The sequence below is a fragment of the Affinundibacterium fentianense genome, assembly GCF_018139545.1.
Classification (GTDB): Bacteria; Pseudomonadota; Gammaproteobacteria; order Burkholderiales; family Burkholderiaceae_D; genus Undibacterium; species Undibacterium fentianense.
In genome coordinates this window covers 288,505-306,176 of the sequence record NZ_JAGSPJ010000002.1, presented here as the reverse complement: position 1 = coordinate 306,176, position 17,672 = coordinate 288,505, and the positions used below count along the sequence as shown (strand labels likewise).

Here is a 17,672-nt window from a genome sequence, read left to right as displayed (position 1 = left end):
CTCTTGATGCAGAATTTTGATTTCTGCTGTTTCATTGAGGTCTGCTTTGACCTTGATCGGTGAAAAATTTTTGTTTCCACGCATCGGTTGCGTATTCCCAAAATTGAGTAATCGAAGTCGGTTTTGTCGATAGCCTTAAGTTTAGAAATTCTGCTGCAGGACATAGCGCATCATTCAGTAAGTCTTTGCTACCTTTATCGAAAGCAAGTGCACCGGTTTGCTTAGATAATTTCTCACCATCTGCATTATTGACGACTGGGATGTGCAAATAAAACGGCGTTGAATATCCTAATAGTGACTGCAAGTAAATTTGCCTTGCAGTGGAATCTAACAAGTCCGAGCCACGTACAATGTGGGTAATTCTTTGCTCTGCATCATCGACCACAACCCCTAGTTGATAAGCCCAAAAACCGTCGGCGCGTTTAAGCACAAAATCACCAACTTCGGCACTTAAATCTTGCCATTGGAACCCAAGCAAACGATCGTGAAAATGTATCTCAGATGCTTTTCCATCGGGTACTCGAAGGCGAAATGCTTTAGCTGTGACGCCATTTTGTATTCCATTTCTGCAGGTGCCGGGATAGATTTGCGCGTTGGATAGTCCCATCCTCACTCGAGAGTCGGCAATTTCTTTTCTTGAACAAGCGCAGGGAAATACCCATGGTTTCAGTTTGTCGAGCGCATCCTGATAGTGTATTGTTCTCGCACTTTGCCAAATAATTTCTTCGTCCCATTGCATACCGCAGCGTTGTAGGGATTGGATAATTTCTCTATCTGCACCTTTGACACTGCGTTCAAAATCGAGGTCTTCGATACGTAATAACCAAATTCCTGCATGCGCTCGGGCATCCAGATAACTTGCCATGGCGGCGACCAGTGAACCCATATGTAATGGACCCGTTGGTGAAGGTGCAAAGCGGCCACGGTAGGGCAACATACAAATAAAATAGTGTGATAAATATGTATTAGTCTATCAAGAAATACGATATGGATGTGTGTAAGAAGCGAACATCGATTGCGACACCTGCTTAAAAAACGCAGCCCTATGGAATACAAGTGCCGCTGTTTTACGGATAAGTAATGACGAATCGTTCGAGCAGTGCATCGCGTCGAGTTAAAAAGTGTTCAATTGAATCAACTGTTACGGTATCGATTCGACCCGAGATTCTGCGCTGGAGTGGATGATCGTCAAATGCAATATTGGCCCGAAACATTCTTGCACTGAGGCGGGTAAGCGTTGGAATTTCGATTGTGCTTGGGCGATAACCAGCTGTTTGGAGCCAATTTTGTGCTTGCTCGCGTGAGGTAATCGATAAATCATTGGCGAACGCACTTGCTAGTAATTCTAACGCCCATTGATTTGAATTTTGGTATCGAACTGAGAAAGGATAAGCAAGCATATTGTAATGGGCCTCATGTAGAGTTCGGACTATTGCTGAGGATAAGGTGCTGGATAGGCGTTGTTGGAATGCCGGACGCGGGATGAGAATTAATGCTTCATAGCGAAACGGATCATCCATGAAGAAGTTCGCTAAACCTTCATGGAATAGATCCGATTCAGCCGTTCCACAACGATTAAGTTCATGTGTGACAATCCAACGACCTTGTTCATCTTTTTGAACCAGACCTAAATGGGAGTAAGTCAGTTGATATCGGGAGAGATCTTGGCCGACTCGTGCAAGTAACGCCAATTGAGCGCCAGACAGATCCAACTGTGTTTTAACTTTTTGTGCGAGCTCGAAGCTTTGCGCTAGTTTGACAGGGTCGGGGGGCTTCGACTCGCAAGTTTGTCCGGCATAGGAGTACTCGAGACTGCATGTGATCACTAGAAAAAAGAGCGAGAGCGATCTAAGCATTATCGTACTCGCTCGTGATGGATCAAAATTTTCCCAAGTTCATTCGGTATAAAAGCAATCACTTTGCCAGCCGAGATTAATAAGTGTCCCGTATTGACTGCGCTGAATTGTAATGTTGTAGCGCTGATTGTCCCAGCTTGCTTAAGGCTTGTTTCTGAGAGTTTGAAGGTGATCTTCGCTGCGTTCGAAGCTGATTTAGTGGCAACGAGTACCCATCCACCAGTTGCTTCGACAGATTCGACAACGAGCAAGCCTGACGCACCTAGTCCAACTAAACTACCTTGTACAATTTGAGCGCCTGCTTCTGATAAAGCGATCGAGGCGTTGGAGTGTCCACAGGATGGACAATCGGTCGTTGTCGCAGCTTGGCAGGCATTCGTCAATCCGATATTCGTCAAACAAATTAAAATTCCGACTTGGAATATTCGCATATCAACCTCGATTCAGTTATCCGGAGGGAGATCAAGGTAGCGAATCAAGGCAAGTTCATCAATGAGAATTTCATAAGATGAATATGTTCAATAAAAAAGTGGCGTCACTTGATACTTTGCGACGCTAGTTTTTATTCGATTTGTTTGCCTTGATAATTCTTATCAAGTGGCCGGATTTTTTGAATAGATTTTGTCTCGATTAAGTCTGCTGGTTTGGATTGCCTTGAGCAACTTGATCACGCGACTGTTTTTTACAGTGCGGGCAAGATTTTCCAGCAATATACCAAGGAGAAATTTGTTCTCGAGGTGTCACGACGGCACGGCATGCGAAACATTGCGTTGTATCGGTTGCTTCTAAACGTGAATTCAGTGCGGTTCGGTAATCAAAAACAAAGCAGTCGCCATGGTAATGATCACCTCCGACTTCTTCAAAGTATTTTAGAATCCCGCCCTCGAGTTGATAGACGCTATTAAAACCGACATTTTGCATGTGTATGGCTGCTTTTTCGCAGCGAATACCGCCAGTGCAGAACGTGACCACAGTCTTGTCATTCAGCGCATCGCGGTTCGCTTCGATGACTGCTGGGAACTCAGTAAATTTTGTAATTCGATAGTCGATTGTATTGTCAAAACTACCGACATCGACCTCAAAATCATTCCGCGTGTCTACCATCACTACGGGTTTCCCATTGTCATCATGTCCTTGATCTAGCCATCGTTTAAGGGTTTTGGCTTCGACTGAAGGTGCACGTCCCTCTTCTGGCTTAATCAGAGGCATACGCATGGTAATGATTTCAGGCTTGATCTTGACTAGCAATTTGGTAAAGGGCTGACGATCAGAGTAGCTCTCCTTCGCGATGATATCGGCGAATCGTGGGTCACTGTGTAGCCAATTCATGTAGGCGTCAATTTCGTGCCGTAAGCCAGCAAGAAACATGTTGATACCCTCGGGTGTAAGTAAGATTGTTCCCTTTAAGTTTAATTCTTGGCATTTGGCAATGAATTCGGGACGTCTCTCCTCTGTATTATTGAAAGTGATGAATTTGTAGGCGGAAATATTGACGTAGGGATTGGTCGCAGAGTGCATGGTGGAATTCTTGAAAATTAAACTTTTGAGTTGGCAGCATTATATTCTGAATGGATAGAATCAGCAGAACTCATCATGAAGTGAACATGAACAAAAACACTTTGGAATGAACAAGGCGTACTGACTTGCTGTTGACGCGAGGTGGACGAGAGATCGCAAATTGATCTTATTAGGAACTATCCCGTCCGACGAGAAGTTTTTTTACGTGTCAATAACAACGAATATATTTGTAAAAACTACACATTAACATGTAAAACACGACAATATTTTTCTCTGATGATTTCGCATTGATGGTAAAGTCTGACCTCGTTTGAGGACACGCTCGTTGTTAAGCAAATACAACATTGCCACAAGAATAAATGAATTCAAGTCAACAAGAATTAAGTCCAAACTTGGCGCCGAATTGGGTGGGCGTTGACACGATCAAACACTATGAAATCCGGGCCTGCCTCGGTGAGCATCGTGGAAGTAAAGTGTTTGAAGCTTGGGATACTAAGCTTTGTCGGCGAGTTGTGATAAAGCAAATTTGTACGCAGGCTGCCGATAAAGAGCTCTTGTTAAAAGAAGCCCGATCAGCGGCGGTGTTGAACCATGCTGCCTTTGTCAAAATGCATGCGATCGAGGATGCACAGGATTTTTTGTATATCGTTTTGGAGTACGTCGCGGGCGATTCTTTAAAAGATTGGATTGTGCAGCACCGTGGCCAAGAAGCATTAATTTTTAAACATATCTCGCAAATTGCTGCGGCTATGCAAGAGGCGCATGGGAAAGGACTGATCCATGGCGATTTGAAAGCCAGTGATTTGATTATTGACCAATCTGGACGGATGCGCATTCTCAATTTTGGTTTTGCGAGTATTCATGATCTTTCTACGATCGATAATGTGGCTGAGATCAACGCCGAAAGCAGTGTGCCGTATATGGCGCCCGAGCGATTTAGCGGTCAGCAAGCAGGTGTTGAAGGAGATGTTTTTTCGCTGGGTATAATTCTGTATGAAATGTTGGTTGGACGCTTACCGCATGCCAATCTTTCTGGACTGGCTTTAGTTGCGGCACAAATCCAAATTGCATCACCCCAATGGGCGTGGCCGACCTCTGTTTCTCCAGTCGCAAAAGATCTGGTGATTGGAATGACGGGGGCGGATGTTCGGCAACGTTTTGACATTCGCAAAGTCCATGAAGAGTGTAAACGAATTGTCGGAAATGATCCCCAATCTAGTGGGGCCTCAGGTTTGGACTTGGTTTTGTTAAATGCCCAAGCCCGCGAGAGTAAGAAAAAGCGCTACAAAAACTACGTAGTTCTCTCATTTGTGCTGTTGACGTCGGTATGCATCGTCGGATGGCAGGCAAAGCCGTATTGGCCGCAAATATTCAAAATTATCAAGCCCTATTCCGAAACACGTGAAATGCAACAGGGTATCGAGAATTTAACCGAATACATGTACAAGCCGGATGCAGCGAAGTTAGATTCTGCGACGGAACATTTTTCGATAATTTTAGAACGCACACCTGATCACGCGGGAGCAGTCGGCTATATGTCAATCGTTTATTTATCCCGCTACCACGCGGAAAAACGTGATGAGATCTGGCTGCAAAAAGCAAAAGCAAGTGCACAGCGTGCGATGCAGTTAAATAGCCAACTCGCTGTCAGTCAAATTGCCAACGCGAAAATCTTACACTGGCATCATAAGTTAGATCTGGCATTGGAGGCCGTCGAATTAGCGCTTAAGCTGGAGCCAGAGAATATTTTTGCTTGGCATACCAAAATGAGTTCTCTTTTTGAGTCAAATCGACTCGATGAAGCAATTCTTTGGGCGGAAAAAGGCGCTAAGCTTTTCCCGAGAGATCGTTTCTTGCTTGATATTAAAGGTGGCACACATTTTGCAAAAAATGAATTTGTCGAAGCGGAGCAAGCCATTCGACAAAGTCTACAGCGTCAACCTGATTCAGCGAATGCTTATGCTTTATTGGCACAGACGATTGAAGTGCAAGGACGATCACAAGAAGCTTTGCAAGTGATCCAACAAGGTTTGCAAATACGCCCCAATGCAAATCTGTATGCGACTTTGGGTAACATTAAATTCAAACAGGGTGATTTCGTAGGCGCTGCAGCGGCCTTTGCGAATGCAGCTTCGCCTGAAAAAGGCATTTCGGGTAGCTATTTTAGGTGGTTTGAATTAGCTGAATGTTTGATGTGGGTTCCGGGACGTGAAAAGGAAGGCTTAGCAGCCTATGAGAATGCGAGAAAACTACTTGAAATACGTTTAAATCGATCACCCGACGACGATGTATTGTTAGTGGAGATGGGTTTGATCATGGCGCGTTTGGGCGATGTTACGCAAGCTAGAATTTTGACCGAACAAGCTTTAAAATTTGCACCTAATCAACCAGAGCGCGCATTTATTGCTGCATTGACGTATGAGTTACTGGGGCAGCGGAAACGTGCGCTCGAGTTGATTCACATCGCAAAAATGCAGGGGTTTTCGAAACGGAGAATCGAAACGCATCCACTCTTAAAGAACTTGCGAGAAGATCCTAAGTATGAATAGTGTTAAGTCGAATTGGATTGAATTTAGAAAATACTCGATCGTTACAAATAGCAATTGGCTTGCGGAGGCACGGTGATCAAAGATAAGACAGTAACGGACAATCAATGACGGACAATCAATATACACATATTCGATTTATCGCTTATGCAATCCCAACCGGACCAGCACTCTCAGGAGTAGGAGTTGGCAGCTATTTGGGAAATTCTAATAACCAAGTTGACATCGCCATGCGCATTCAAGTTCTTAAGAATGCTGTTGACATGGCTCGCTCAAGATTCTCTTCAGCGAAGGATGTTGGTGTTATTAATCTCTTTATGGTTCCTGAATTTTTCTTTCATGGAGTCCTAGGGCCTTATGTGTATGCGACAGACGCGGAAGATCCAGTTCCTTTTTTGTTAAGTGAATTACGAAAAGTTTTTAATCCTACAGAATATCCCAATTGGACATTTGTTTTTGGAACGGCCGTGACTGCGCGTGTGGCAAATTTGAATAATGTATTTGCGTCGGAAAGTGTGCTTGCTCGGAATGCGATTGTACAAACGCTCGCGCAACAACTGCAAAATGCTAGTGGTTCCACTTATCAATTGATCGCAAATACTTTACGTGCTTTTATCGATGATTGTCAGGATGCGCCAAACGTCAATGTCCGTGATCGCGCAATTATTGTCAGCAATATTTTATTGGATACACCGACCCAAAAGCTGGATGCGAATGTCATGACCTCTGAAAAGTACTACGTCTCTGAGGAAGACTTTTTGTTATGTCCAAGCACAGCAGGCGATCAAATTATTACAGAGCAAATGATTGCCTATTTTCCTATTGACCTGTCGAATGGCGATATAAAGCAACACGCTTTTGATAAGTATGCGATTTTTAGACAAAATTACGCACTCGGCAATGCGCCGCCCCATCTTGATTTTGCTGTAGAGATTTGTTTGGATCACGACGATGGGCGTTTGCGAAATAACTTGGGATTGCAGCCCTATCCACAAAAGTCGGATGGAATACATATCCAGTTGATTCCCTCATATGGCTCGCAGATTGTCCAAGAGAATGTTGTTGCCAACCACGGCGGCTTTGTATTCAATTGTGATGGTCAAACGGTTCTGAACGAAAGGATTGGACCTCAAGAAGGTAATCTGTATGGAGTTGAATCACTCTACGTCAATTACACATCGGGGAATTATTCCGCACACTCGCAGCTAGCCAGAGTGGAAACAGCAGCGCTTGGGAATGACCCTAACATTTCACCTGCAAGTTTTCAAATTATGCCAAGTAACGATACCAGCGTTGTCGAGGTGGATGAACCCCATCTGACTCAAGGCACATTCTCGGATTATTTTGCCGCAGGTCCAGGAGCGCTGCATATATATGGGCTGAATAATCCATTTTTGCTGGCTATGCAGAGCCCGTAAACGTTTCATGCCGATAATGCCATTCAACACGAACACGTAATTGGCATAGAAATTGCAAAACGAAGCAGGATGATATGTTTTGAGATTTCATTTTACATATGTCGATGAAGAAACAATAAATGCATTGAAAAAGTTAGCTTGAAAAATCCGTACACTAAGATAGATTCAGGAGATGAGAGAATGAGCAAGCCAGAAAATCAACTAGGACCAACATCGACACAAGTTTGTTGTCCAGCAGAGGCAATGACGCCACCGCCAACGACAACGCAAACTTGTTGTCCATCTGATGCCCTTAGACCGCCACCAACAACGACGCAGACCTGCTGTCCTGCACAAGTAGGTGGCCCGGTGATGACTTCAACACAAACTTGCTGCCCTGTGGATGCATTGACACCGCCACCGACAACAACGCAGACTTGTTGCCCTTCGAGTGGATCCGTGATTACTACGACGCAAACATGTTGCCCTTTAGAGGCGTTGACACCACCTCCTACCACAACCCAAACTTGTTGCCCTGTGGATGGTGCAGCTAGCTCGCTAACATCAACACAAAGCCGTTGTCCGGTGATGACTTCCACTCAAACATGCTGTCCAACGGATGTAATTACACCGCCGCCAACAACGACACAAACTTGTTGTCCAGCGCAAGCAACTGCAGCAGTAATGACCTCAACCCAAACCTGCTGCCCTGTTGACTTAACGACACCGCCGCCAACAACTACCCAGACGTGTTGTCCAGAACAGGCGACAACGCCATCGCCCACATCGACGCAGGTTTGTTGCCCAGCACAGGGTGATTTTGTTGCGCCAGCTCAAGGCGCGACATCTGGGCCAACTTCGACTCAGGTTTGTTGCCCTGTGCATGGTGATTTTATTCCACCAAAACAGACTGGCCATAGCGGTCCAACGTCTACCCAAGTTTGCTGTCCTGGATAATTTGCTTGTTGAGTAGAGAAAATGTTTCCTTATTTCGACCGCGCTTTGTCGCGGTCGAATTTTGTCTAGAGTTGAGAATAGTCTATGTTTCTAACTGCATCGAATTTGGTGCATTACCTCTTGTCACGTAATTTGCTCGATGTGGAATCCGTCGTTGATGGCGACTTTCGAGTCATCGAGGCGGGGCAAAGAAATCGAAATTTCAAAGTCTTTTTTGGTCATAATCAAGGCTATTTCATCAAACAGGTGAAGACCCTGGACACGCAGAGCGTCGCGACTATTCAGCGTGAAATTTTTTGTTTTGAATTAGCTGAGAAGTATTCGGATTGGTCGGCTTATCTTCCAAAGATAATTGAGAGCAATCCAGCGCGCCATAGCCTATGTCTGGAATTATTTCCTGCAGCTGAAAATTTAACGGAATACTTGGACCGAACAGGTAATCTTTCAACTCGAATTGCAGAGAAATGGGGTGAGGCTTTGGCGTTTTGCCATCAAGCTGTTGACCTCGATTCAATTCGAGAAACGATTCAGATGCGGCTTCCTAACCAAGTTCCCTGGATATTCTCGTTTAGCGAAGCGCCATCTGGTGCAACTGCGGGCGCGCAGAAATTTATTGAGCAGTTACATTTGCGACCAGATCATTTTCCAAGATTACAGAATTTGGCACACCAGTGGCGAGTCGATTGTTTAATCCATGGAGACATGAAATGGGAAAACTGTATCGTCTACCTTGACTCAAAACAGGAATTGCAACTCAAAATTATTGATTGGGAATTGCTTGATGTTGGTGATGCGCGATGGGACATTGGCGGAGTTTTACAATCTTACCTTGTGTATCTGATTAAGCGGCAAATCCAGACTTCTCCCAATTCATTAGACCCCGTCACTGAAATCCTACAGCAAGTTTCATTGATTCATTCGTCGGCGAGTGCCTTTTGGCGGCAATACCTCAATACCTCGAAAAGGGAAGTAACTTCACAGCGCGCCTACTTTGCGCAATGTGTCGAATTTGCGGCTGGGCGTTTGGTGTTGACGGCATTTGAATGGTCCTGCCAATTGAATTATTTATCGCCATTTTCTGCGGTGATGCTAGCGTTAAGCGATCGTATTTTTCGCGACCCTAAATGGGCAGTTCGTGAGATTTTCGGAGTGCAGGAAGGGGAGATCGGTGAGTACTAACTTCGAACAGGAAATTCAGGACATTTGTGTGAATTTGGAGATCAATAATCTGGAGCATTTTAGCTTTAGAGGTATTCAATACCCATCGCCGGGCTTGGGCGGTGCGCAGCACAAGGTCGCAGACATAGCAGAATTAATTAGGCGTATCGGCGAGTGTCTCTATGAACATTGCTACATTCGAAAATGCGATCCGGGTCAATTGAGCTCAAAATTCGAGACAGGTACTGAATTGCCGCCTAATTTAACGGAGCTATTGAATCAAGCCAATCATACCCAAGCCGCTTGGGATTTTGGGTGGCGAATCTATCAAGTCGGTGGAGATGGAAAAATTTTTGTACAAAAAGGTGATCGCTCACGAGCCGCATTTTCTGGAACCTACTTGATTGATAAAATGAAAAATTCGGGTGTGCAAGTGGGAGACTTCGTCGCCTTACATGTTTATCCAAGTACGAATGCATTGCAGCAGGCTTTTTTTCATTCGTATGGGAGTCAATTCTCTGATCAGTTTGATGACTTTAGTGCCGTGAGAATTTACTTCAATATTGACGCAAGTTCTGCGACGACTTTGTTAACTTTTTTGAGTACACGATTAAATGCCTATCTTGTGCCATTTCATTTCAAGACCTTGGTTGAGGCTCAGCACTACGATCGAGCCGATGCTGCGGTTTTGTATATTGCACGTCGTTATTATCAGATCGTGTCCTCGCTCATCGAAGAATTACCTAGCTTATTGGGAGCAGGTTTGCGTTCCGAGGTTCCTTTGTTTTGCTTAGCACTATTCCCAGGGATTGGTCTCGCAGAAGACCCTGCAACGGGTGAGAGTTTTGGCATGCATCGTTGTCGTATTTTGGCCGAAGCGTTAGTTTATGCATGGCAACATCAAATGGAGTCCTCAACTGAGCGCTTTCATTGCGTGGAAAAAAAATTCTTAGAATATGGTCTGATGTTGGCGGCACCTTACTTGAATCCGCGATCTAAAGACATTTTTGCGAAAGTAAATTGTGCATGAAGACCAAGCAAGAATTTCTTGAAATCGCAGATCGCTTAGGGCGAGAACTGTGCCGTGATGCCCTGTGGGATAGTCAAGGCCGATGTACGTGGCTAGGATGGGAAATGGAGGCGCAAGCCTATAAAACATGGCACGTTTATCGGTCTATGCCAGCTTGTTTGTATGATGGTAACGCCGGGATTGCCTTATTTTTGATTGAGTTGTACCAGTTTACTGGGGATCTGCAAGTTCTGAGAATCATTGACGGTGCAATTAATCAAATTCGTTCAGTGTTACCGAAAATTGCCCCTGCTCAAAAACACGCGTTATATACGGGCTATGTTGGAATCATCCACACGTTTTTGCGCGCTGCTGAGGTGTTGCAACGTGACGATTTGCGCGAGGAGGCGCTTGCACTAGTCATTGCTTTATCAAAAGAAGCGATTAGTCGACAGCATTTGGACGTTGTGAATGGCTCAGCAGGTGCGATTCCACGCTTGCTTTCGATTGCTCGCCGAAATGGGTCTCAAGCGGCTAGAGATTTGGCCTACCAGCATGGGCAAAATCTATTGGATTCACTTGTTGAAAACGAGCGAGGCTATTCTTGGCCTACCGTAACGATGCCTGTGCAAGCTAACCTAGTTGGGTATTCACATGGAACAGCTGGATTGATGGTGGCATTGTTGGATCTGTATCGAGATAGTGGTGAAGTGCGATTTCATGATGCTGCATTGCAGGCCTTACGATACGAAAATTCTTATCTTGATACGGAAGTCGGAAATTGGCGTGATTTACGTATTATGAGTTCGACGCAAATGACATCAGACAATTTTTATCTTGGATGGTGCCATGGTGCACCAGGGATTGGACTGTCGCGTTTGTTTGCTCGTCAAGTATTGCCAGAAAATCCTGTCGTGCAAAGTGATTTAGAGCTGTGTCTACAAACTAGTTGTAAGTCACTTTCGTCAATTTGGATCCCAGGACAGGGAAATTATTCTCTATGCCATGGCGCTTCGGGAAATGCTGAGCTTCTGATCGCCGCTGGTCAGTATTTATCCCGTCCAGATTTGATTGCAGTAGCAGAACATGTGGGCGAGCAAGGCATCCGTTGTTATTCGAGGCAGGGTTTGCCATGGCCTTGTGGAAACGGAGGTTCGGGAACGACACCCAACCTAATGTTGGGCTTGGCGGGCATAGGGCATTTCTATTTACGTCTCTATAATTCGCAAAAAGTACCCTCTGTGTTGTTGATTGTGGAAGATTTTTAGAGCGCTGCGTCTAATTATATTTTCGACATAAAACCATCTAAAACTTTTTTTGCAGCACCGGCGCTACACTTCAGATCGGCTATGCCAATTTCTCGACCGATTGCACTCATTGCTTTGTACGATAGAACCGAATGTTGTTGTTCCTGCCATTGAATACCTTTCTCGAGTGGAATTCGAGTTAGAATAGGCGGTCAACCTGAAATTCGAAAATCGCCAGTATTGTTCATGTCCGTTAGCAAAGATAATGTTGCACAACCCGATCAGTTTTTACACTATCAACTAGGCAAAAGTCTAGGCGAGGGTGGCTTTGGTCACGTCTATCAAGCTTGGGATGCAAAATTGCATCGACAAGTTGCGATTAAATATCTGAAGAATTTCGCGACGGGTCTCGATTTACTTAAAGAAGCGAGACTTGCTGCATCATTACAGCATGCGGCATTTGTTAAAGTACATGCTCTGGAACAAGCTGGCGAATCCCAAGCAATTGTGATGGAGTTAGTACCCGGACGAACCTTGCGTCAAGTTCTTGAGACTCAAACTCCAAGCATTTCACATGTTATTGATATCGTCTTACAAATTGCCCAAGCGATGCAAGAAGCGCATGCTGCGGGTCTTGTGCATGGTGACTTAAAACCTTCAAATTTAATGCAAGAGCCAAGTGGTGTGGTGCGGATCTTAGATTTTGGGTTGGCGACGCAGGCCGATCGAGATGCGACAACTTCGCTTGTCCAAGCTGATCCTCAGGGCACAATTGCCTATATGGCTCCTGAAATATTGACGGGTGCACCGTTACAAGCGAGTGCTGATATCTACGCCTTGGGCGTGATTCTGTACGAATTGCTGACGGGGGCGCGACCATTTGCTAGTTTATCGGGACTCGCTTTAGCTGCCGCCGTCATTCAATCTAATTCTGATCAATGGCCTTGGCCTGACAACTTGCCATTGGTCTTGCGTCAACTCGTACGAGCCATGACAACTCGGCAGATTGAGCATCGTATTGGCACGATGCAAGAGGTCGCTAATCAGTGTGCTCAGATCGCTGCGATTGATGCGGTTTCGTTAAACTCTGGCACATTCAACCTTTCAGCATTGAAATTGAGTGTGCCGCTAGTGCCGGAGAACAAAAAATTTAATTGGAGCGGCTTCGTTAAAAATAGCAGACGCACGGGCCTGACGGTATTGCTTGTCAGTGCGATGATTGGCGCATGGTATTCGCAACCTTATTGGCCGCAAATGCGTGAAGGTCTACAGACCTACTCTGAGTCGCGCGAAATGCAATTGGGCCTTGATGCCTTGAATAATTTTGATCGAGTTGCAATGCTGGATCGCGCCGAACAGCATTTTCAGCGAATTATCGATAGGTCACCGAATCATGCCGCGGCGATTGCCAGTCTTTCCTTGGTGCATAGTCAACGTTATCTGACTGATCGCCAAAATACAGTTTGGTTGCAGAAAGCAGAAAGCGAGGCAAAACAAGCTGTGGATTCAAATGATTTTCTGGCATTAAGTCATGTTGCAATGGCCAAAGTGTATGAATTACAAGATCAATTTCAGGATGCATTTGCTGACATCGAACGGGCACTGGCTTTGGATCCAAATAGCGTTTTAGCGATCAGTGCACAAATTGAGGTATTGATACGAGCAGGCCGTCTTGATGAGGCGTTGACGAAGGTCAAATTGGTGCAAAAAAATCATCCTTCCGAGAGGATTTTTGCGGATCAAATGGCAAAGATTTACCTTGCTCAGAATGATTTTAAAGCAGCTGAAATTGCTTATCGATTGAGTCTGCAAATCAAACCCGATGCGAGCGCATCTTATATTGGATTGGCGCAAACTTTACTTGCTTTGAATCGTGCGGAAGATAGTATTCAAGAATTACAGACTGGCATTAAGATTCGACCGGGAGCTGAATTGTTTAGTGCGCTCGGTAATACGCTGTTTACTCGAGGTGACTATGTCGGTGCTGCAAATGCATTTGAAAGTGCAGTGAGTGAAGACAAGGGAAATCCTAAAGATTTTCAAGCTTGGGCGAGACTTGCTGAGAGTTTGTCATGGTTACCGGGGAAGGCTGATATTGCAAAATCTGCCTATGCGAAAGCAAGAAATTTATTGCAAGGTCGTCTTCAAATTACACCGCATGATGCAAATTTAATTTCTTTGATGGGACTTTACACGGCAAAATTAGGTGAGAATGCGGAGTCGTTGAACTTTGTTCAGCAGGCTCTTGCACTTGCTCCAAATAGTGCAGAGATTCAATTTCGGGCTGCGGTTAGCTATGAAATGATTGATATGCGTGCGCAAGCGTTGGCGGCGATCGTGAAATCCAAAGAGTTTGGTTACCCAAATAAATTGATTGAAGCAGAACCAGAATTGTTAGCGTTGCGGCGCGATCCAAAATATTTGCGGTAGCCAAGTACGATGGAAGTGGAAAATCGTTCATCTAACTTGGCATATTGGTTGTCGGTTCTGGGTATTAATCTAGGTTCATTTGGCCGATATTGAGAAAATATCGCTAGAGTTTTATTTAATCCAACCTAAGCCGCGCAAGTGCCGGCGAAGTGCTTCGGTGGGTGTCTTTAAATTGGCAGCACAGGATTCGACCACCATATCCACAGCATAAAATTCTTGACGAATTTCTTCTGCCGGAATTTGTTCTATTCGGCGAATTTGCGCGTTGGCTTCGATCAATTTATACATTGAAGGGCGTGAAATTCCTAAATCTTCAGCCGCGTATTGAATAGTCCAACCATGTCGATTCATTGCATCGATCACATCTTGTTCGGTTAGATTTTTTAATTTTTTGCGTTCTGTTGGAGCTTGTTCTGCTTCGCTGAAGGTCGTCGGCGGCACCGCAGCGTTACTCGAAGCAGTCGCTAAGCGACGTAGCTCAGCACTTTGGGTGACCGTGATTCTAGGTGGTTCGACCATATTGCTTAGATGGGGAAACTCGCCCATTTGCAATGAGAGTAAAGCTCGCTTAATGACGTTGCTGAGCTGACGAATATTTCCAGGCCATTCAAAGTTGAGCAATTCGCTTATCAGTGATGGCGGAATTAGACCAAGGTTAATTTGCGCGAAGTCAGCGCGTTTTGCCATATGGCAGATGAGTAGGCCAATGTCTTCGCGACGTGCGCGTAATGGTGGAATGCGAATGATGAAACTCTCAAGGCGTCGAACTAAAGCATGGTTGAAATTGGTGTGATAGAGATCTTGATCGGTTGCGGTAATCAATCTCGCCGTCGATCGTGCATCTCTCGTAGCGCCTAGTGGGCGATATTCACCGTTTTCTAATACTCTCAGGAGCATCGGTTGAACGGGTAATGGTGTATTGCCAATCTCGTCAAGGAATAATGTCGAATTTTGTGCCTCGCTAAAATAGCCATCACGGCTGTTTTGTGCACCAGTATAAGCACCTTTGGTTGCGCCAAACAAATCAGCCGCTGCTAAGGACTCATTCAAGGCCGCCATATTGACCGATACCATTTTTTGGCTCGAACGTTTGCTTAAATTATGAATGGACTGCGCGGCAACTTCTTTGCCAGTTCCGGTTTCGCCCAATAATAAGACGGTATTGTCATTGGTCGCAGCGAGGCGAATCAGATCGCGGGTGAATATGGCACTGCTGCCAACACCAATAAAGCCTTCAACCGGATTATTTTTTGGCAAACAACGCATCCAATGAATGCAGATAAAAATTGCCCGTCCTAAAGTCAAAATCACACCTGCGTTGATCTGGTCAGGATTGATATAGCGCGGCTCTTTAATTTCCTCACCATTTATCTCAACGACCATTCTGCTATTGGGAGGGCAAATGGTGATGCCATCGCTGTTGTCGCGGACGATTCGAAGAGGATCGCGGGATATTCCACCGTGCCCTAGCGGCAGCGCGTCGCCATTGACGTGGCGAAAACCTGGTACAAAGCGACTGAGCTCAATTAATCCGGCCTCTGTGGTTCCAATAAATTGTTCACCGATACGCGCAGTGTCAGGATGCCACGCAATCGTGAAACTGAGCAATGGGCGGCTGTTGCCGGTTGTTAGTGCCAAAGGCGAGGTGATGGTGTAATCGGCGTTCGACATTGTGACTAGATGTAAAAAACGGGTTTGATTGTCATAAATAAAATTATTTTACGTGTAAAAAATCAATTTACACGAAATTTTTACATATTGTTGGTGCGTCCAATGCGACGAAGATTCGCGGAACATTGCTGCCCCTATTGTACCTTTTGCATCGATATTCAACTGTACTCTTTTCAATGCACTCAATTCTTTGAGAACTTAAGCATAATTCATGCCTTTCTCCTAAATGCTCAAGCACTTTAACATCGACCAATGCTGGCATGTGATTTGCAATAGCACCTAAATAGATCGTTGTGAACGTTGGCAGCGTTTTTTGTTGGTTCACAGAGTATCGATGAAAAAAGGCAAATTATATGGATGCGTTGCAAACTGGCAAAGTACAAAGGCTCGATGTGTTGGTCTTGGGTGGTGGTCCGGCTGGAACTTCCGCTGGCATTGCCTTGTTGAAGCGTCGCGATGTGGATGTGATGTTGATTGAGCGGAGTGATTATTCTGAACATAAATATGGAGAATCACTTTCATCTGGCGTACGTTCTACACTTGAATATCTCGATGTTTGGGAAACGTTTTCACAAATTCAAAACTTAACACCATATTACAGTCAAGTCGCTTGGGGAAACGAGGTGCAGCGCCAATTGGGTTATATGTTTACGCCTCACGGTACTGGCTGGAATTTGGATCGTCTCGCGTTTGAACAAATGTTGGCAAACGCGTTTGTAAAACAAGGCGGCAAATTGGTGTCGGACACCCAAGTTATTACTTGTAATCGTCAAGAAGAGGGAGGGTGGCGCGTTGAAGTGAAGTCCAAAGATCAGCAGATGCAAACGATCTTTTGTAAATATATTATTGATGCGACTGGCCGGCGCGGTGTGATGCGTACGAATTTGAATTTAGCGCTCACTGTACATGATCGTTTGATCGGCATTGCATGCGTGGCGGACGTGCCAGCAACTCGTCGTGAAAAAATAGTGAGTCAGGTTGAGGCTTGTGAATATGGTTGGTGGCATATTTCTCCGATGTCTGACGGGAGAGTCTCGGTCATGCTCATGACGGATCCCGATATCGCCCACAAAATGCAAATTTGCAATAGCGAAATTTGGCAGTCATTGCTAAGTGAGTTACCAATCATGGGCGAGCAAGCGAAATTCCTATTGTTTCAAGATAACCCACGCTCATTTCCTTGTTTCTCATCTTATTTGAAGCAAGCTGGTGGTCAAGATTGGGTTGCAGTTGGTGATGCCGTTGCCTCCTATGATCCAATTTCTTCTTCTGGAATTCCACGTGCACTCGCCAGTGGTATACATGGTGCTTTCATTGCTGTTGATCGTTTATTTTCTCGGGGCGAATTGCTAGGGGCTTATGCGCAAGCAATTGAGCAAGATTTTAGGCAGTATTTGCAAACGCAATGGCAGTATTATCAACGTGAGAGCCGCTGGCCAAACGCAATCTTTTGGGCAAGAAGGCGCGCTGTCATTGCTATTTCTAAAGAATCAAAGATCAAAGCGACGCATTATTTTGAACAAAAGCTCGCACGCAGCCCGGTGCACTTGAAAGCGAATGAGTTGCAAGACTTATGGTTGCTCTGCGAATTGGGTAAACCGGTGAAACTTGTGATTGAGCAGTTCCAAGAGAAACACTTGCCTATTCCCGAGCAAAAATGCTTACTCGGCTTGCAGGAATTGATAGAAACTGGGTTTCTTGAACTCGCGTGTGAAGATGAGGAAGATAAGGTCTTTTTCAACACTGAACGATTATATTTTGATTGAAAATTATGCAATCTGATTGATTATTTCTAAGCAAAAGTGACTTGAGATGTTATGACGACAGTTGCTATCGCAGCTCGGTCGTGACGATGCTAATCATCTATCTTTGCCTCTCAAGCT

At 45.0% G+C, this 17,672-nt stretch carries 14 protein-coding genes; 7 read left to right on the top strand and 7 right to left on the bottom strand.

All coding sequences use genetic code 11. The features are described 5' to 3' along the window. Nucleotides 1-31: 31 nt before the first annotated feature. The 4 genes from gluQRS to KDM90_RS06105 form a co-directional block, all read right to left on the bottom strand. Nucleotides 32-937, bottom strand: a complete 906-nt coding sequence (gene gluQRS / locus KDM90_RS06120) for a tRNA glutamyl-Q(34) synthetase GluQRS (RefSeq protein ID WP_212674715.1) — start codon at nt 935-937, stop codon at nt 32-34. Between the two features lie 130 nt (nt 938-1,067). Beyond that, entirely contained in the window at nt 1,068-1,856 is a 789-nt protein-coding gene (locus tag KDM90_RS06115) for a DUF2145 domain-containing protein (protein WP_212674714.1), read from the bottom strand. Next, complete coding sequence (locus tag KDM90_RS06110) at nt 1,856-2,287, bottom strand: hypothetical protein (RefSeq protein ID WP_212674713.1); 432 nt, start codon at nt 2,285-2,287, stop codon at nt 1,856-1,858. The genes KDM90_RS06115 and KDM90_RS06110 overlap by 1 nt, the downstream gene beginning before the upstream one ends. Before the next feature lie 199 nt (nt 2,288-2,486). Continuing rightward, on the bottom strand, nt 2,487-3,374 hold the full coding sequence (locus tag KDM90_RS06105; RefSeq protein WP_212674712.1) for a sulfurtransferase: 888 nt from the start codon (nt 3,372-3,374) through the stop codon (nt 2,487-2,489). A gap of 359 nt (nt 3,375-3,733) precedes the next feature. Here KDM90_RS06105 and KDM90_RS06100 point away from each other — a divergent pair, with 359 nt between their 5' ends. Both KDM90_RS06100 and KDM90_RS06095 read left to right on the top strand, forming a co-directional pair. After that, nucleotides 3,734-5,923, top strand: coding sequence for a serine/threonine-protein kinase (locus tag KDM90_RS06100; protein ID WP_212674711.1), 2,190 nt, complete (start codon nt 3,734-3,736; stop codon nt 5,921-5,923). A gap of 104 nt (nt 5,924-6,027) precedes the next feature. Continuing rightward, the gene (locus tag KDM90_RS06095; RefSeq protein ID WP_212674710.1) at nt 6,028-7,338 is read left to right on the top strand and encodes a hypothetical protein; all 1,311 of its coding nucleotides are present in this window, start codon (nt 6,028-6,030) and stop codon (nt 7,336-7,338) included. A gap of 197 nt (nt 7,339-7,535) precedes the next feature. Here KDM90_RS06095 and KDM90_RS06090 read toward each other — a convergent pair whose 3' ends face one another. After that, a complete protein-coding gene (locus KDM90_RS06090) occupies nt 7,536-7,916 on the bottom strand; it encodes a hypothetical protein (protein ID WP_212674709.1) in 381 nt (126 codons plus the stop codon). Beyond that, complete coding sequence (locus KDM90_RS06085; protein WP_212674708.1) at nt 7,917-8,102, bottom strand: hypothetical protein; 186 nt, start codon at nt 8,100-8,102, stop codon at nt 7,917-7,919. Nucleotides 8,103-8,358: 256 nt separating this feature from the next. Between KDM90_RS06085 and KDM90_RS06080 the strand changes: the two genes are divergently transcribed. The 4 genes from KDM90_RS06080 to KDM90_RS06065 all read left to right on the top strand — a co-directional run bounded on the left by KDM90_RS06080 (nt 8,359) and on the right by KDM90_RS06065 (nt 14,118). Beyond that, on the top strand, nt 8,359-9,453 hold the full coding sequence (locus KDM90_RS06080; RefSeq protein ID WP_212674707.1) for a phosphotransferase: 1,095 nt from the start codon (nt 8,359-8,361) through the stop codon (nt 9,451-9,453). Continuing rightward, entirely contained in the window at nt 9,443-10,462 is a 1,020-nt protein-coding gene (locus tag KDM90_RS18255) for a T3SS effector HopA1 family protein (protein ID WP_212674706.1), read from the top strand. Before KDM90_RS06080 ends, KDM90_RS18255 begins: the two co-directional genes overlap by 11 nt. Further along, the gene (locus KDM90_RS06070; RefSeq protein ID WP_212674705.1) at nt 10,459-11,709 is read left to right on the top strand and encodes a lanthionine synthetase LanC family protein; all 1,251 of its coding nucleotides are present in this window, start codon (nt 10,459-10,461) and stop codon (nt 11,707-11,709) included. The genes KDM90_RS18255 and KDM90_RS06070 overlap by 4 nt, the downstream gene beginning before the upstream one ends. A gap of 225 nt (nt 11,710-11,934) precedes the next feature. Continuing rightward, a complete protein-coding gene (locus tag KDM90_RS06065) occupies nt 11,935-14,118 on the top strand; it encodes a serine/threonine-protein kinase (RefSeq protein WP_212674704.1) in 2,184 nt (727 codons plus the stop codon). Nucleotides 14,119-14,229: 111 nt separating this feature from the next. On the opposite strand, the gene KDM90_RS06060 is transcribed toward KDM90_RS06065, so the two are convergent. Then, on the bottom strand, nt 14,230-15,789 hold the full coding sequence (locus KDM90_RS06060) for a sigma 54-interacting transcriptional regulator (protein ID WP_212674703.1): 1,560 nt from the start codon (nt 15,787-15,789) through the stop codon (nt 14,230-14,232). A gap of 353 nt (nt 15,790-16,142) precedes the next feature. Between KDM90_RS06060 and KDM90_RS06055 the strand changes: the two genes are divergently transcribed. Further along, nucleotides 16,143-17,555 carry an NAD(P)/FAD-dependent oxidoreductase gene (locus tag KDM90_RS06055; RefSeq protein ID WP_212674702.1) on the top strand — a complete coding sequence of 471 codons (1,413 nt, stop codon included), beginning with the start codon at nt 16,143-16,145 and terminating at the stop codon, nt 17,553-17,555. Nucleotides 17,556-17,672: the final 117 nt, after the last annotated feature.

Excerpts from the sequence above, each read along its gene's own strand:
- gluQRS (WP_212674715.1), bottom strand. The coding sequence starts at position 937 with ATGTTGCCCTACCGTGGCCGCTTTGCACCTTCACCAACGGGTCCATTA.
- KDM90_RS06115 (WP_212674714.1), bottom strand. The coding sequence starts at position 1,856 with ATGCTTAGATCGCTCTCGCTCTTTTTTCTAGTGATCACATGCAGTCTC.
- KDM90_RS06110 (WP_212674713.1), bottom strand. The coding sequence starts at position 2,287 with ATGCGAATATTCCAAGTCGGAATTTTAATTTGTTTGACGAATATCGGA.
- KDM90_RS06105 (WP_212674712.1), bottom strand. The coding sequence starts at position 3,374 with ATGCACTCTGCGACCAATCCCTACGTCAATATTTCCGCCTACAAATTC.
- KDM90_RS06100 (WP_212674711.1), top strand. The coding sequence starts at position 3,734 with ATGAATTCAAGTCAACAAGAATTAAGTCCAAACTTGGCGCCGAATTGG.
- KDM90_RS06095 (WP_212674710.1), top strand. The coding sequence starts at position 6,028 with ATGACGGACAATCAATATACACATATTCGATTTATCGCTTATGCAATC.
- KDM90_RS06080 (WP_212674707.1), top strand. The coding sequence starts at position 8,359 with ATGTTTCTAACTGCATCGAATTTGGTGCATTACCTCTTGTCACGTAAT.
- KDM90_RS06070 (WP_212674705.1), top strand. The coding sequence starts at position 10,459 with ATGAAGACCAAGCAAGAATTTCTTGAAATCGCAGATCGCTTAGGGCGA.
- KDM90_RS06065 (WP_212674704.1), top strand. The coding sequence starts at position 11,935 with ATGTCCGTTAGCAAAGATAATGTTGCACAACCCGATCAGTTTTTACAC.
- KDM90_RS06060 (WP_212674703.1), bottom strand. The coding sequence starts at position 15,789 with ATGTCGAACGCCGATTACACCATCACCTCGCCTTTGGCACTAACAACC.
- KDM90_RS06055 (WP_212674702.1), top strand. The coding sequence starts at position 16,143 with ATGGATGCGTTGCAAACTGGCAAAGTACAAAGGCTCGATGTGTTGGTC.